13 protein-coding genes are annotated in these 13,957 nt (G+C 71.4%); 8 read left to right on the top strand and 5 right to left on the bottom strand.

What is annotated here, in order from left to right; all coding sequences use genetic code 11:
• The first annotated feature begins 602 nt into the window (after positions 1-602).
• The 4 genes from GA0070622_RS32895 to GA0070622_RS21315 all read left to right on the top strand — a co-directional run bounded on the left by GA0070622_RS32895 (position 603) and on the right by GA0070622_RS21315 (position 4,221).
• A complete protein-coding gene (locus GA0070622_RS32895) occupies positions 603-1,145 on the top strand; it encodes an SRPBCC family protein (protein WP_218060611.1) in 543 nt (180 codons plus the stop codon).
• Positions 1,142-2,317 carry a zinc-dependent alcohol dehydrogenase gene (locus GA0070622_RS21325; protein WP_091576644.1) on the top strand — a complete coding sequence of 392 codons (1,176 nt, stop codon included), beginning with the start codon at positions 1,142-1,144 and terminating at the stop codon, positions 2,315-2,317. Before GA0070622_RS32895 ends, GA0070622_RS21325 begins: the two co-directional genes overlap by 4 nt.
• A gap of 221 nt (positions 2,318-2,538) precedes the next feature.
• Positions 2,539-3,132 (top strand): DUF1345 domain-containing protein, encoded by a 594-nt coding sequence (locus tag GA0070622_RS21320; RefSeq protein WP_245666489.1) that lies wholly within the window; start codon positions 2,539-2,541, stop codon positions 3,130-3,132.
• 93 nt (positions 3,133-3,225) lie between these two features.
• A complete protein-coding gene (locus GA0070622_RS21315) occupies positions 3,226-4,221 on the top strand; it encodes a mechanosensitive ion channel family protein (RefSeq protein WP_245666487.1) in 996 nt (331 codons plus the stop codon).
• A gap of 143 nt (positions 4,222-4,364) precedes the next feature.
• On the opposite strand, the gene GA0070622_RS21310 is transcribed toward GA0070622_RS21315, so the two are convergent.
• Positions 4,365-5,207, bottom strand: a complete 843-nt coding sequence (locus GA0070622_RS21310; protein ID WP_091576642.1) for an aldo/keto reductase — start codon at positions 5,205-5,207, stop codon at positions 4,365-4,367.
• 227 nt (positions 5,208-5,434) lie between these two features.
• Here GA0070622_RS21310 and GA0070622_RS21305 point away from each other — a divergent pair, with 227 nt between their 5' ends.
• Positions 5,435-6,016: a type 1 glutamine amidotransferase domain-containing protein gene (locus GA0070622_RS21305; protein ID WP_091576640.1), complete on the top strand. Its 582-nt coding sequence runs from the start codon at positions 5,435-5,437 to the stop codon at positions 6,014-6,016.
• Between the two features lie 276 nt (positions 6,017-6,292).
• Here GA0070622_RS21305 and GA0070622_RS21300 read toward each other — a convergent pair whose 3' ends face one another.
• Positions 6,293-7,081 carry an ABC transporter permease subunit gene (locus GA0070622_RS21300; RefSeq protein ID WP_091576638.1) on the bottom strand — a complete coding sequence of 263 codons (789 nt, stop codon included), beginning with the start codon at positions 7,079-7,081 and terminating at the stop codon, positions 6,293-6,295.
• A complete protein-coding gene (locus tag GA0070622_RS21295; protein WP_091576635.1) occupies positions 7,074-7,988 on the bottom strand; it encodes an ABC transporter ATP-binding protein in 915 nt (304 codons plus the stop codon). The genes GA0070622_RS21300 and GA0070622_RS21295 overlap by 8 nt, the downstream gene beginning before the upstream one ends.
• Before the next feature lie 82 nt (positions 7,989-8,070).
• On the opposite strand from GA0070622_RS21295, the gene GA0070622_RS21290 reads away from it, so the two are divergent.
• Positions 8,071-8,520: a GbsR/MarR family transcriptional regulator gene (locus GA0070622_RS21290; RefSeq protein WP_091576632.1), complete on the top strand. Its 450-nt coding sequence runs from the start codon at positions 8,071-8,073 to the stop codon at positions 8,518-8,520.
• 14 nt (positions 8,521-8,534) lie between these two features.
• Here GA0070622_RS21290 and GA0070622_RS21285 read toward each other — a convergent pair whose 3' ends face one another.
• Both GA0070622_RS21285 and GA0070622_RS21280 read right to left on the bottom strand, forming a co-directional pair.
• Positions 8,535-10,139: a hypothetical protein gene (locus GA0070622_RS21285; RefSeq protein ID WP_091576629.1), complete on the bottom strand. Its 1,605-nt coding sequence runs from the start codon at positions 10,137-10,139 to the stop codon at positions 8,535-8,537.
• Positions 10,136-11,023 (bottom strand): ABC transporter ATP-binding protein, encoded by an 888-nt coding sequence (locus GA0070622_RS21280; protein WP_091576626.1) that lies wholly within the window; start codon positions 11,021-11,023, stop codon positions 10,136-10,138. Before GA0070622_RS21280 ends, GA0070622_RS21285 begins: the two co-directional genes overlap by 4 nt.
• Before the next feature lie 210 nt (positions 11,024-11,233).
• On the opposite strand from GA0070622_RS21280, the gene GA0070622_RS21275 reads away from it, so the two are divergent.
• Together GA0070622_RS21275 and GA0070622_RS21265 are read left to right on the top strand one after the other, a co-directional pair.
• The gene (locus GA0070622_RS21275) at positions 11,234-12,583 is read left to right on the top strand and encodes a cation:proton antiporter (RefSeq protein WP_245666484.1); all 1,350 of its coding nucleotides are present in this window, start codon (positions 11,234-11,236) and stop codon (positions 12,581-12,583) included.
• A 420-nt stretch (positions 12,584-13,003) separates the two neighbouring features.
• Positions 13,004-13,831, top strand: coding sequence for an SAM-dependent methyltransferase (locus GA0070622_RS21265; protein ID WP_091576623.1), 828 nt, complete (start codon positions 13,004-13,006; stop codon positions 13,829-13,831).
• The last annotated feature ends 126 nt before the right edge of the window (positions 13,832-13,957 follow it).

Genomic DNA, 13,957 nt, shown 5'->3' with positions numbered 1-13,957 from the left:
CGGCGCCTGCTGTGCGATCGGGGCAACGGCCGATCCGGCAGGGTTCAGGCGCTCGGCGGGGGGTATGCCGGCCCCGCCAATCCGCCACCCCGTTCCCAAGGGGATCGAAATGCTCGGCCAGGCGCGACCGGACAGGGAGGCCACCCGTGACACGACTTGCGGTCAGAGAGGTAGGGAAGGCCAGGCAGGAGGAGGTGCGGCGGCGGGGGCGCGGGCTCGGCTGGATGAGTGCCGGTCTGGGCGTGGCGCAGTTGGCGGCACCGGACACGGTGCGCCGAATCAGCGGCGTGGACGACTCTGCGACATCTCGAGTCATGGTGCCGCTGGTCGGAGCGCGGGAGCTGGTACACGCCGCCGGGCTCCTGACGAGCCGGCGGAAGGGCTTCTGGGCGTGGACCCGGGTCGTGGGCGACGCGATGGACCTGGCCTCGCTCGGACTGGCCCTCGCTCATCGGGGCGGTCGCCGCCGGCGGCGACTCGTCGGTGTCACCGGCGCTGTCCTCGGGATCACGGTGCTGGATCTCCTGACCGCCGTGCACGCCACCCGGGCGAAGGAGGCCGGCTCCGCGTCGGCGACACGAGGCGCACGCAGAGGAGGACCCATGGAGCTGACAGCCACGACAACCGTTCGCAAGCCCCCGTCGGAGGTCTACGCGTTCTGGCGCGACCTGGACAAGCTGCCGAGTTTCATGGCTCATCTCGAAGAGGTCCGGCCCACCGGTGAGCGGACGAGCCACTGGTCCGCCAACGCTCCGTTCGGCAAGAACGTCGAGTGGGACGCCGAGATCATCGGCGACGTGGCCGGCGAGAAGATCGCCTGGCGGTCGATCGGGAAGGCAGACGTGCCGAACGCCGGTACGGTGCGGTTCGTGCCCGCCCCGGACGGTGTGAGCACGGAGGTGCACGTGCTCCTGACCTACGACATCCCCGGCGGCGCGGTCGGCAAGGCGGTCGCCAAGTACTTCGGCGAGGAGCCGCACCAGCAACTCGACGACGATCTGCGCCGGCTCAAGCAGGTGCTGGAGACCGGCGAGGTGGTCCGCTCCGACGGCGCACCGTGGGGCAAGCGGGCTCGCAGGGAGTTCCCACAGCGTCCGGCGCAACCGCTGTCGGACGCCGAGCTGGCGAAGGGGGCGGGGGCGTGAGGGCGAACACCTGGGCGGGCCGCAACAACGTCAAGGTCCGTGACGTACCGGACCCGAAGATCCTGAACAACCGCGACGCGATCGTCAAGATCACCTCCACCGCGATCTGCGGCTCCGACCTGCACCTGGTGGACGGATACGTGCCCACCATGCAGGACGGCGACGTCATGGGCCACGAGTTCATGGGCGAGGTGGTCGAGGTCGGCTCGGGCGTACCCCTGAACAAGCTCCGGGTCGGCGACCGGGTCGTCGTGCCGTTCCCGATCGCCTGCGGCAACTGTGGCGCCTGCGCCGCCGAGCTGTACTCCTGTTGCGAGAACTCCAACCCCAACGCCGGGATCGCCGAGAAGATGTTCGGCCATCCGGTAGCCGGGATCTTCGGCTATTCGCACCTGACGGGCGGGTTCGCGGGCGGTCAGGCGCAGTACGCGCGGGTGCCGTTCGCCGACGTCGGTCCGTTGAAGATCGAGTCTGACCTGACCGACGAGCAGGTGCTGTTCCTCTCCGACATCCTGCCCACCGGCTTCATGGGCGCCGACCTATGTGACATTCAGAAGACCGACGTGGTGGCGGTGTGGGGTGCCGGACCGGTCGGCCAGCTCGCCATGGACAGTGCCCGGGTGCTCGGCGCCGCGAAGGTCATCGCCATCGACAAGGAGCCGTACCGGCTGCAGATGGCGGAACGGGCGGGCCACACGACGATCAACTTCGACGAGGTCGACGTGCGGTCCCGGCTGCTGGAACTGACCGGCGGGCGGGGACCGGACAAGTGCATCGACGCGGTCGGCATGGAGGCCACCCACGGTGCCGCGCACATCCACGCGTACGACCGGGTCAAACAGGCGGTCCGCTCCGAGACCGAGCGCCCCCACGCGCTACGCCAGGCGATCATGTCGTGCCGCAGCGGCGGCATCGTATCGGTGATCGGCGTGTACGGCGGCTTCCTCGACAAGTTCCCCGCCGGCGCGTGGATGAACCGGGCGCTGACCCTGCGGACGGGGCAGTGCCACGTGCAGCGCTACATGAAGCCGCTGCTGCGGCGCATCGAGCGCGGCGAGATCGATCCGACCCGGGTGATCACTCACACCCTGCCGCTCGAAGAGGCGGAACGTGGCTTCGAGATCTTCAAGAACAAACAGGACCAGTGCGAAAAGGTGGTGCTCAAAGCCTGACGAGCGGGACGCGGCGGCTACGGAGGACAGGTTCAGGGGCGGTCGCGACGACCACTCGGCCCGCGCCGCCGTCGCGATCCCAGGAACTCACGCCCAATCCGGTGATAGCTCCAGGTTTCCCGTGCCCCACCCGGCCTGGCCGGAACGCTGAACGGATGGAGCAGCGATCGGCAGGACGGGACCTGGGGCGCCTGCTGTCAGTCAGGCGTGCCGTGTGGTCGTTGGTCGTCGGTGTGGTCGCCGGCACGGTCACCGCCCTGGTCGGGGCGCCGGAACTGACGCCACTGGTGATCTGGACGATCGCGGCGGGCACGATCCTCGTGTGGGTGTGGCGGTCCTGCTGGTCGGCGAGCCCGCAGCGTACCGAGCAGCTTGCCGAGGCGGAGCAGCGCTCCCGTTCCACCGACTCGGCGATCCTGATCGCGTCCGTTGTCAGTCTCGTCGCCGTGGCCGAGGCGCTCGTCCGCGCCTCGGACCAGCAGGACATGGTTGCTGTCACGTTGGTGATCCTCAGCGTCGTCGCGGTGGTGCTGGCGTGGATGCTGGTGAACACGGTGTTCACGCTCAAGTACGCCCGGATGTACTACCGCGGCGACGGCCGTGGCATCGACTTCGGGCGGGACGATCCTCCCGCGTACGCCGACTTCGCATACGTCGCCTTCACGGTCGGCATGTCCTACGCCCCGGGAGAGAACGAGCCGACCAGCAACCGCATGCGCCGGATGGCACTCGGACACGCGCTGCTCTCGTACACCTTCGGGACCGGCATCCTGGCCGTCGCCGTCAACCTGGTCACCAACCTGGGCCAGTCGTGACCCACGGGGCATGTGCTGCACGTGCCGGACGGGAGTGCCGATGACGGTCGCCGGTGGCGGGAAAGTCGGTTGGTGACCACGAGGACGGTCCTGGTGGTCGCGGTGGCTGTGGTGGTCGCAGCGGGCCTGCTGGCCGGCGTGCTGGTCCAGCGTCGCGCCGGTGGTCGCAGCAGCTACCGTTGGCTGCTCGCGCCGCTGTACCGCGCATCCCGCCGCCCCGCCGTCGCCGTGCTGCTTCTCGCGGCGCTGTATGTCGGAACCCGCGTTAACCCCGGCGCGGTACCCTCCTTCGTCCGACGCGTCGTCGTGGTGCTGTTGATCGCGAGCGTGACGTGGCTGGTGCTTCGCGCCCTGCACATCGCCGAGAGGGCCGCTTTCAGCCGGCTGCCGGGCGAGACGCGGGCCGATCGCCGGATCCGCCGGGCGCGCACCCAGATCCGACCGGTACGGCGCCTCACCTCTGTCGTGGTGACGGTCGTGGCGATCGGCCTGGTCCTCACCACGTTCCCTCCGGTGCGCACGATCGGGCTGTCCGTGCTCACCTCGGCGGGTGTCGTCGGCGCGCTGCTCGGACTGTCCGCACGCACCGCGCTCGGCAACGCCTTCGCCGGCATCCAGGTCGCGTTCGCCGACGGACTCCACGTGGGGGACGTGATCGTGGTCGACGGGCAGTGGGGGCGCGTCGAGGAGGTGAAGCTGACCAACGTGGTCATCCGCCTGTGGGACGACCGGATGCTCATCCTGCCCACCACGTGGTTCACCGAGCACCCCTTCCAGAACTGGACCCGGCACGAGACGCGGGTGGTCGGCGAGACCCGGCTCCACGTCGATCACACCGCCGTTCTGGACGACCTCCGCGCCGAGACCAGGCGGATCGTCGAGTCGTCACCACTGTGGGATCGGCACCAGTGGGTGCTGCAGATGGTGGATGCGACGCCCCAGACCGTCGTCGTCCAGGTCCAGGCATCGGCGGCCGACGGACCGAGCGCGTGGGACCTTCGCTGCGACGTGCGTGAGGGGCTCATCGGTTATCTGCGTGACCACCACCCCGAGTGGCTGCCCCGCACCCGTGGGGAGTTCCACCCCTGAGCCCACACCAGCGCCGTCGGGGCCGCGAGGGCGCTGGGACTCGGTTCGCCAGCCACTGCGCCGCGATGTCCCGGAGGCGGACGCGGGCTGGCCGAACCGGACGCCACCGACAACTCGCGCTCCACCGCCGGATCTCCCGGCCGTTACAGCATCTCCAGCGGTTGCGGGCCGGCCGGCGCGGGGAACGCCGTGTCGAGTGCCGCGACATCCTCCTCAGCGAGATACAGGTCGCGCGCTTCCGCGTTCTCCCGGGTGTGTTCGGGGTTGGACGACCGGGGGATGGCCGCTATGCGCCCCTGCCGCAGCAGCCAGGCCAGCGCGACCTGAGCAGCCGTGGCCTCGTGCCGGGCGGCGACCTCCGCGACCTGGGGGTGGCCGAGCAGCCTGCCCTGCTCGATCGGCGAGTAGGCCATCACCGGGATCTGGTGCTCGCGCAGCCACGGCAGCAGATCGAATTCCGGACCGCGGCGGGTGAGGTTGTACAGGATCTGGTTGGTCGCGCAGGCGCTTCCGCCCGCCTCGAGGAGGTCCTGCATATCGGAAAGATCGAAGTTGCTCACGCCCCACTGGCCGATGTCGCCGGCCTCGACGAGTTCGCCGAACGCCTCGATCGTCTCGGCGAGCGGATGGCTGCCGCGCCAGTGCAGCAGGTAGAGGTCGATGTGGTCGACGCCGAGTCGTCGCAGGCTGCGGCGGCAGGCCTGCACCGTACCCCGTCGGCTGGCATTGGACGGCAGGACCTTGTCGACCAGGAACACGTCGGCGCGTCGTCCGACGATCGCCTCGCCGACGAGTTCCTCGGAGGCGCCATCACCGTACATCTCGGCAGTGTCGATCATGGTCATGCCCAGGTCGAGCCCGGTGCGCAGGGCGGCCAGCTCGTCCCGTCGCCTCTCGGGGCGCTCACCCAGGTACCACGTGCCCTGGCCGAGCACGGGCATCGTCTGGCCGGACGGCAGTTCGATCGCGTCGGCGGCGAGGGTCATGTCGTGCCTTTCCGGAGCCTGGATGCCAGTGGGTTGAATGCTTTCCCGCTGCGACAGGAAGCACTCTCCAGGCCGGACCCCTCTCCGCGCAGCGGCGATCGTATGTGGGGATTGTCCGCCCTTGGGCGCCGTGCGGTGGCCCGTTTTGCGGTCCCGACACCGGGAAGGCGGCCGCGAGCGAACGATGTGCCGCCGACCGGGCGGCACCACGAAGGGGGCCGCAGAAAATGGCACAGAGCCAGCAGCGACTGACCGGCAAGCGGGTTGCTTGCCTCGCCGCAGACGGGGTGGAGGACGTGGAGTACACCCAGTCGAGGGCCGCCGCGGAGCAGGCGGGGGCCGAGGTCCACCTGGTCTCACTGAATTCCGGCGAGATCCAGTCGATGAACCAGGACATCAACCCGGCCAACCGCTACCGGGTGGACCGGACCGTGAACGAGGCCGATGCGGCCGACTACGACGGGCTGCTGCTGCCGGGTGGGACGGTCAATCCCGACCGGCTCCGGATGAACCAGCAGGCGATGGACTTCGTCCGGGCGTTCTTCGAGCAACAGAAGCCGGTGGCCGCGATCTGCCACGGCCCCTGGTCGTTGGTCGAGACCGGGATGGTCAACGGCAGGACGGTGACCTCGTTCCCCAGCCTGCGCACCGACATCCGAAACGCGGGCGGCAACTGGGTGGATCAACAGGTTCAGGTCGACAACGGCCTGATCACCAGCCGCAACCCCAGCGACCTTCCGGCCTTCTGCGCCAAGATGGTCGAGGAGTTCGCGAAGGGCGAACGCGTTCGTCACATGACGACGGCGTGACCCGGTGGGGCTCCGGAGCGCGAGGATCAGCGCGGCCCGGAGCCCCGGACCGGCAGACGTCACGCCGACCGGATCCGGCAGGCTGGCTGTCCCGGTCGGCGACGGGAGGCGAAAGTACGACGCACATCGCCGCAGCGAGATGGCATCAGCTTCGGCCGGAGCCGGCCGTCCCCGCGGTGCCGCATCCCATTAAGGCTGCCGCTAGCGCCGGCCGCCCGAGGCGCGTCCATCATCGGACGGGTTCCACGACAGCGACGAACTTGTCCTTCGACCGTCTCAGCTGGTCAGGTCGCGCCGGTTGAATGTGCTCACCGCGATGCTCAGTAGCACCGCCACGACGGCGGTCAGGACCCCGAGGTCGGTCCATTGGAATCCGTTCCGGAGCGGCTCTCCGCCGATGTAGTAGTGGAAGGGGGAGGCGTAACGGAGGGCGTCGGCGTCGAGCTGGGTGGCTGCGGTGCCGGCGGCGTAGGTGAGGACGGCGACGCCTGCGGTGCCCGCGAGTGCGGCGGGCCGGCTGCCGGTGGCCGCGCCGATGGTCATCGCGATCGTTCCGAAGACGACGATCAGCAGTGCCAGCGCGAGGCACTGGGCGGTGAACTGGCCGGCGCTGATGCTGTCGAGCCGGGCGCCGGGCCGGACGGCGAGCATGGCCAGCAGGACCACTCCGGCGATGAGGGTGGCGCCGACGGTGAGCGCGGCGAAGCGGTGCAGCAGCAGTCGGGTTCGGCCGACCGGGTGGGCGAGGAGCAGGTCGAGGTAGCCGGCCTCCTCGTCGCCGGCGATGGCGCGGGTGCCGGTGGTGATGCCGAAGATGACGGCGACCAGGGGCACGATGATGCCGAAGACGCTGGAGCCGAGGTACCCGGCGGCGGAGGCGAGGTCGTCCATCCGTAGTGCCTCGCGTAGCGCGGGGGAGAAGCCCTGGACGGTCTGTCCCATCGCGCCGTCGGCGACCTGGGGGTAGAAACCGGCGTACGCGGCGCCGATCAGGGCGGTGCCGGCGGCGAAACCGGCAAGGCCGCGCCGGCCGTCCCACAGGGTCTTGGTCAGGACGTCAGGCATGGGTGGTCTCCTTGCTCGCGGCGTCGGCCTGGTAGTAGGTGAGGAACAGTTGTTCCAGGTCGGGTTCGGTGGCGCGCAGCGCGGCGACCCGGTGCCGCGCGAGGACGCGGATGAGTTCGTCGGGGGTGCCGGCGAGCTGGAATCTCGCGGTCGGTCCGTCGACGGTCAGGTCGGACACCTGCGGGAGGGCGGCGAGCGCGGATCTGTCGATCGGGCCGCTGAAGGTGACGTGGAACTCGTGCACGCTGCGGTCGCGGAGTCGAGCCACCGTGTCGAGCGCGACGAGGCGGCCCTCCCGGATGATGCCGACCCGGTCGGCGACCGCCTCGACCTCGCTCATGATGTGCGACGACATGAACACCGTCTGCCCGGCGGCTCTGGCTTCGCGGACCAGGTCGAGGAAGGTCTGTTGCGCCAGGGGGTCCAGCCCCGACGTCGGCTCGTCCAGGATCAGCAGGGCCGGGCGGTGCATGAACGCCTGCACCAGGCCGACCTTCTGCCGGTTTCCCTTCGACAGGGCGCCGATGCGCGCCGTCAGGTCCAGCTCCAGCCGCCCGGCCAGCTCGTCGATGCGGGCCCTCGGTGTGTCACCGCGGAGGCCGGCCAGGAAGGTCAGGCACTCGGCTACCCGTTGCCGCGGGTTGACGACGACGTCGCCGGCCAGGTAGCCGACGCGCCGGTGCAGCGCCACGGCGTGCCGGCGCGGGTCGTCTCCGAACAGCAGCGCGCGTCCGCTGGTCGGTCGGATCAGGTCCAGCAGCACGCGGATGGTGGTCGACTTGCCGGCGCCGTTCGGGCCCAGATAGCCGAACACCTCACCCTCGGCCACCGAGAGGTCCAGGTCCACCAGGCCCCTGCGGCGTCCGTACGTCTTGGTCAACTTCTCCAGCTGGATCACATCGCCCATGTCTTGCAGAGTATCGAAGTTTCAAAGAATTCTGAAGAGTAAGAGATGTTAAGATCCGCCAGATCGAGTAGGGAGGACGCGGATGGCACTCAGCGATCCGGCGGAGCGGCTGGCGCTGGCCCTCACCGAGGGTGGCCTGCAACGGATGACCGCCCGCGTGCTCGCGGCGTTGTTGTTCACCGAGCGGGAGACGATGACCGCCGGCGAGATCGCCGACACCCTCACCATCAGCTCCGGCAGCGTGTCCACCGCGCTCAAGTCGCTGTCGACCGTCGGGCTGATCGAGCGGGTGCCCGCCCCCGGCAGCCGCCGGGAGCACTTCCGGCTCCGCGAGGGCGCGTGGGCGACGCTCATGTCCGGTCAGAACGCGATGATCGGAACCATGCGGGAAGCCGCCGAGGAAGGCATCACCGCGACCGGCGCGGACAGCGTCGCCGGCGCCCGCCTCGCCGAGATGCGCGACTTCTACGACTACCTCTGGCGGGAACTGCCGGTCCTGATCGACCGGTGGCGGGACGGCCGGCGTCGCTGAGGTCGTGCCGGCCGTCAGAGCCGCAGGTCCCGCCGGGCATAGGCCCAGCTTCCCGCTGACATCACGGCGACGGCACCGGTGACCATGACGCCGGCTGCCGTCCAGTTCGGTGCCGTGGCCGGCACGGCGGCGAGGTGCGCGTACGGGGACAGCGAGCCGACCCAGGCCGGGGCGTGGACGCTGTCGACCGTCGCCGTGAGCAGGAACCCACCCGCGGTGGGCAGCATGCCGATCGTCGCCACCGCCCGCGGCGCCAGTCCGACCGCGAGGGTGGCGGCCGCGGCGCTCAGCAGCGCCACCGGCAGGGCGTTGACGGTTCCGGCCAGCGCGGCGGTGAGCGGTAGTCCGGCGCCGACAGTCGTCGTACCGGCCCAGGTGGCGACGGCGGCCACGGCCACGAGGACGGCGGTGCCGGCGACGGTGGCGACAACCTCGGCGGTCAGCAGGCGGGCGCGGCTGACCGGTCCGGCGTGCAGCAGGGTCAACCGTCCCGTGTTCTCGGCGGCGGCGAACGCGGTCAGGCGGGCGGTGGCGAAGGCGCCGACCGGAACGGCGAGCAGGGCGAAGAGGGTGGCGGTGTATCCCTCGACGGTGCCGAGACCGGCGAAGCCGGCCCGGGCGGCGAGGTCGGCGAACCGAGGATTGTCGGTGAGGAAGCCGGTCAGCGACTCGGCGAGCAGGCCGATCAGCAGGAAGTAGGCGCCGATGCCCGTCGACCAACCCGCGAGGGGGCGTACCGCGCGCCGGACCGCGAAGGCGCCGACGGAGCCGAGCAGCCACCGTCGGGGCGCGCGGCCCGCCGGCGGGCGCAGCAGCCCGGACCGGACGTCGCGTCTGCCGGCCAGGACCAGCGCGATGCAGGCCAGCGCCACCGCGCTGACGGCCTGCGTCAGCAGGGGAGTCCAGCGGTCGTCATGGTAGGGGCGGCTCAGGGCGAGCGGCCCGTACGGGGGCAGCCACCGCAGCCAGGCCAGTGCGGACACGCCGTCGCCGACCATGCGAGCCAGCAGCCCGACGCCGAGGAAGGCCAGCGTGGCGCCGGTGGCGCCGGCGCGGGTGGGAAAGATCTGCGCGGCGCAGGCCGCCGCCGCGACCGCGGTCAGCCCGGCCAGGGCGAGTCCGGTGGCGTGCAGCAGCGCCCCGTCCGTCGGCGTCCCGAGGGCCGTGAGCGCGCCGGCGAGCAGGAGCCCGGTCGACGCCATCGCCTGGGTGAGCACGGCGAGGTGCCGGCCCAACAGGGCCGCCGGGGTCAGCCGGCCGGCCAGCAGCAGGTCCCAGCGGCCGGCCTCCTCCTCGCCCCGGGTCAGCCGGGTCGTCGCCAGCGCACCCCAGGTGGTGAGCAGGACGGCGAGGACGGTGCCGGTGCGCCAGACGGCGAACCCGCCGGCGGTGTCCAGGGCGACGGGTTCACCGAACAGGGTGCGGACGGCCGGGTTTCCGGCGAGCGCGGCCAGCGCCTGCGCCGCCGCGGCATCGCCCACTGTGCGGGCGTAGGTGGCGACGACGAGGGCGGACATGCCGACGGTCACCGTGGCGACGACCAACGCCGGGCGGCGTACCTGACGGGCCGCGAGGCGGGTGACCGCGCGGCCCGGCGCGGTGGGTGCGGCGGCGCTCACCGGGCGGCCTGCCCGTAGTAGTCCAGGAAGATCTCCTCCAGGCTGGGTTCGCGTACGGCGAGGGCGGTGACCTCGGCGGCGGCGAGCACGCGCAGCGCCGCGCCGGGCGGGCCGGCCAGGGTGAAGCGCAGCGTCCCGTCCGACTGGTCGAGCAGGTCGACGCCGGGCACGCCCGCCAGGTCGGGCGCAGGGCCGGTGAACCGGGCGGTGACCTCGCTGCGGTGCAGCCGCCGCAGCTCGGGCACGGTCGCGACGTCGACGAGCCGGCCGGCCCGCAGGATCCCCACCCGGTCGCAGACCGCCTCCACCTCGGCGAGCTGGTGGGAGCAGAGGAACACGGTCTGTCCGTTGTCGCGCGCCTCGGCGACGGCGCGGCGGAACTGCAGTTCCATCAGAGGGTCCAGGCCGCTGGTGGGTTCGTCGAGCACCAGCAGGGGAGCGCGGGTCGCGAACGCGGCCACCAGCGCCACCTTCTGCCGGTTGCCGGTGGAGTAGGTCCGGGCCGGCCGGGACAGGTCGACGTCGAAGCGGGCGACCAGATCGGCGCGGTACGCGACGTCGACGCCCGGGCCGGTGGCGGCGAGCAGGTCCAGCAGTTCCGCGCCGGTGAGCTGCGGCCACAGCGAGACGTCGGCGGGCACGTACGCCAGCAGTCGGTGCGCGGCGGCCACGTCGCCGGCGTCGACGTCGAAGATCCGGGCCCGGCCGGCGGTGGGTCGGGCCAGGCCGAGCAGCAGCCGGATGGTGGTGGACTTGCCGGCGCCGTTGGGGCCGAGGAACCCGAACACCTCGCCGGCGTCGACGGTCAGGTCCAGCCCGTTCAGGGCGAGGAGCCGTCCGTAGCGTTTGGTGAGCTGGTCCGTGCGGATGGCAGGTGCGGTCATCAGGGGCCTTCCGGTCGACGACGATCACGAACGCCGACCAGGCTTCCCGGCACACCAGCGGTAACCGTACTCACGATCCGGCGGGTGCGGAAGCCGCCCCCGTGCACCTACAGGGCGCCTCGGACACGGGACGGATATGATCGGCCGGATCCGTGGAGCGCCGGGAAGTCTGGTCGGCACCCTGCTTCGCCGTGCCCTCCGGAGGTTCCCGTGCTGCTGCTCTCCTTCGCTGTCGTCCTGCTCGCCGCCGTGCTGGTGTCGGCGTTGGCCAAGCGGACGATCCTGTCGACCGCGGCGCTGTTCCTGGTCGCCGGCTTCGCCCTCGGCGAGGGCACCACCGGGGTGCTGCACCTGCGGGCGGACTCGCCGATCGTGGCGCAGCTGGCGGAGCTGGCGCTGTTCGCGGTGCTGTTCACCGACGGGATGCGCGTGGGCTGGGCGGACCTGCGCAGCGCGTGGCGGCTGCCGGGCCGGGCGCTGGGGTGGGGTCTTCCGCTGACCCTGCTGGTCACCGCCGTGTTGGCGCACTACGTGGCCGGCCTGGACTGGCCCGAGGCGCTGCTGATCGGCGCGATCCTGGCGCCGACCGATCCGGTGTTCGCCGCCGCGCTGGTCGGCAACGACAAGGTGCCGGCGCGGTTGCGGCACCTGCTCAACGTGGAGTCGGGCGTGAACGACGGGCTGGCGCTGCCGTTCGTGGTGGTGCTGCTGGCCGTCGCGGCCGGCTCGGACGACCTGCACCTCGGGGAGCTGGCGACCGAGCTGGCCGTCGGCCTGGCGATCGGGGTGCTGGTGCCGCTGCTCGCGATCGCGTTGGAGCGGACCCGGTTCTTCGCCGCGTCGGCGGCGTACGCGCCGTTGAACGGGGTGGCGATCGGGTTGCTGGTGCTGGCGCTGGGCAAGGCCACCCACGGCAACCTGTTCCTGGCCGCGTTCGCCGCCGGCATCACGGTGGCGACCTTCGGGGCCCGGGAGCGGGCCGCGTTCGAGCATTTCGGAGAGAACGTCGCGGAGCTGCTGAAGCTGGCCGCGCTGCTGGTGTTCGGGGCGCTGATCTCGCCCGGGTTCCTCGGCGAGATTCCCTGGACCGGCTGGGTGTTCGCGCTGCTGGCCATCGTGGTGGCCCGGCCGGTCGCGCTGTGGGTGTCGTTCCTGCGTTCCGGGCTGAGCCTGCGCGAGCAGGCCGCGGCGATGTGGTTCGGGCCGAAGGGTTTCGCCTCGGTGGTCTACGGGCTGCTCGTGCTGGAGGCCGGCATCGGCGCCGCGGACGAGGTGTTCCACCTCGTCGCGTTGACCATCGTCATCTCCATCCTGGCCCACTCCTCGACCGACGTGGTGGTGGCCCGGGCGTTCGACGACAGCGCCGAGACCCCGAACTGGCACGGCGTGCTGCGCCGGATCCGCCGTGCCCCGCGTACGGGCGCCGTTCCCGGCCAGCGGGCGGCGGCCGGGCCGAGCGAGGCGGACGGCGAGCGGACCGGCGAACAGGGCCCCACCGGCGACGGCGCGGCAGCGGTGCCGCGCGCGGGGGATCAGGAGGTCAGGCGACCGCGGTCGTGATCATGCCCGGGCTCCTCGATGCAGTGTGCGGAAATGGGGAGAAGCGAGCGGCTCGCGGACCAGTTGGACCGGCACTGGCAGAAGTACCTGCGGCCGCGGCTGCACGGTCTTGCCGATGCGGAGTACTTCTGGGAGCCGGTGCGCGGCTGCTGGAGCGTCCGCCCACGTGACACGTCGGCCGCACCGAACTCGGCGCGCGGTTTCCCATGGAGGGCATCGTCCCGCACGTCAACCGGGAGCTGATCCATTACGGCGCCGAGATCGCCCTGCTGCGCGACCGCTACCGCTGGCGGCGGCCGATCCGCTGGGAGCGGTACCAACGGGGCGACAATCCACATCGTCCGGTCGCTAGACTCCGGGACGAAGTCCGGAGCCGCCCTCAGCACCCCGCGCGCTGACCAGAATCGGATGGAGAGGCCATTGACCGGCGACAAGGCCGCACCCCCCGGAATCGACCGCACCGTTCCCAGCGTGGCCCGGGTGTACGACTACTTCCTGGGCGGCAAGGACAACTTCGAGGTCGACCGGCAGGTCGCCGAGCACGCCCTGCGGATCACGCCGGACGGGCCGGCCGCCGGTCAGGCCAACCGGGCCTTCCTGCGCCGCGTGGTGCGCTTCCTCGTCAGCGAGGCCGGCATCGACCAGTTCCTGGACGTCGGGTCCGGGCTGCCCACCCAGGGCAACGTGCACGAGGTCGCCACCGCGCACGACCCGAGCGCCCGCGTGGTCTACGTGGACAACGACCCGATCGTCCTGGCGCACGGGCGCGCGCTGCTCGCCGCGGAGGGCACGACGACGGTGATCCAGGCCGACATCCGACGCCCGCAGGAGATCCTCGGCGATCCCGACGTCCGCCGGTTCCTCGACTTCGACCGGCCGATCGGGTTGTTGCTCTTCGCGATCCTGCACCATCTCGGCGACGACGAGCAGCCGCGAGCCGTGTCGGCGGAGTTGATCGACGCGCTGCCGTCGGGCAGTTACGTGGCGATCTCGCACTTCCGTGATCCGGGTGAGCGGGACCCGGAGGGCTCCCGGAAGGCCCGCGAGGTCGAGCGGGTCTTCAACGAGTCGCTGGGCACCGGCCGGTGGCGGACCGACGAGGAGATCCTCTCCTTCGCCGACGGGTTGACCCTGCTGGAGCCGGGGCTGGTGCCGTTGGCCGAGTGGCGTCCGGATCCGGGCACGCCCGCGCCGAAGCAGACCGACACCTACCACACCTTCGTCGGACTGCTCGCCCGCAAGCCGTAGGCGCTCGCGACGTCGCCGGTGCCCTCGCCCGAGGCGGAACGGACCGCGACGAGGCTCGCCGAATGCCGGCCCGGACCCGCCGTTGGGAGGATTGCTACTCTGCGCCTCGCCGCCGGAGCGTCCGAC

Origin of the sequence: Micromonospora sediminicola, from assembly GCF_900089585.1 — a bacterium.
GTDB classification, from domain to species: domain Bacteria; phylum Actinomycetota; class Actinomycetes; order Mycobacteriales; family Micromonosporaceae; genus Micromonospora; species Micromonospora sediminicola.
The sequence above is the reverse complement of the archived record's forward strand: the minus strand, read 5'-3'. Positions and strand labels throughout refer to the sequence as shown.

What these genes read in the sequence shown, in the direction of transcription:
- GA0070622_RS32895 (WP_218060611.1), top strand. Translation starts at nt 603, where the DNA reads ATGGAGCTGACAGCCACGACAACCGTTCGCAAGCCCCCGTCGGAGGTC.
- GA0070622_RS21300 (WP_091576638.1), bottom strand. Translation starts at nt 7,081, where the DNA reads ATGCCTGACGTCCTGACCAAGACCCTGTGGGACGGCCGGCGCGGCCTT.
- GA0070622_RS21295 (WP_091576635.1), bottom strand. Translation starts at nt 7,988, where the DNA reads ATGGGCGATGTGATCCAGCTGGAGAAGTTGACCAAGACGTACGGACGC.
- GA0070622_RS21280 (WP_091576626.1), bottom strand. Translation starts at nt 11,023, where the DNA reads ATGACCGCACCTGCCATCCGCACGGACCAGCTCACCAAACGCTACGGA.
- GA0070622_RS21290 (WP_091576632.1), top strand. Translation starts at nt 8,071, where the DNA reads ATGGCACTCAGCGATCCGGCGGAGCGGCTGGCGCTGGCCCTCACCGAG.
- GA0070622_RS21305 (WP_091576640.1), top strand. Translation starts at nt 5,435, where the DNA reads ATGGCACAGAGCCAGCAGCGACTGACCGGCAAGCGGGTTGCTTGCCTC.
- GA0070622_RS21310 (WP_091576642.1), bottom strand. Translation starts at nt 5,207, where the DNA reads ATGACCCTCGCCGCCGACGCGATCGAACTGCCGTCCGGCCAGACGATG.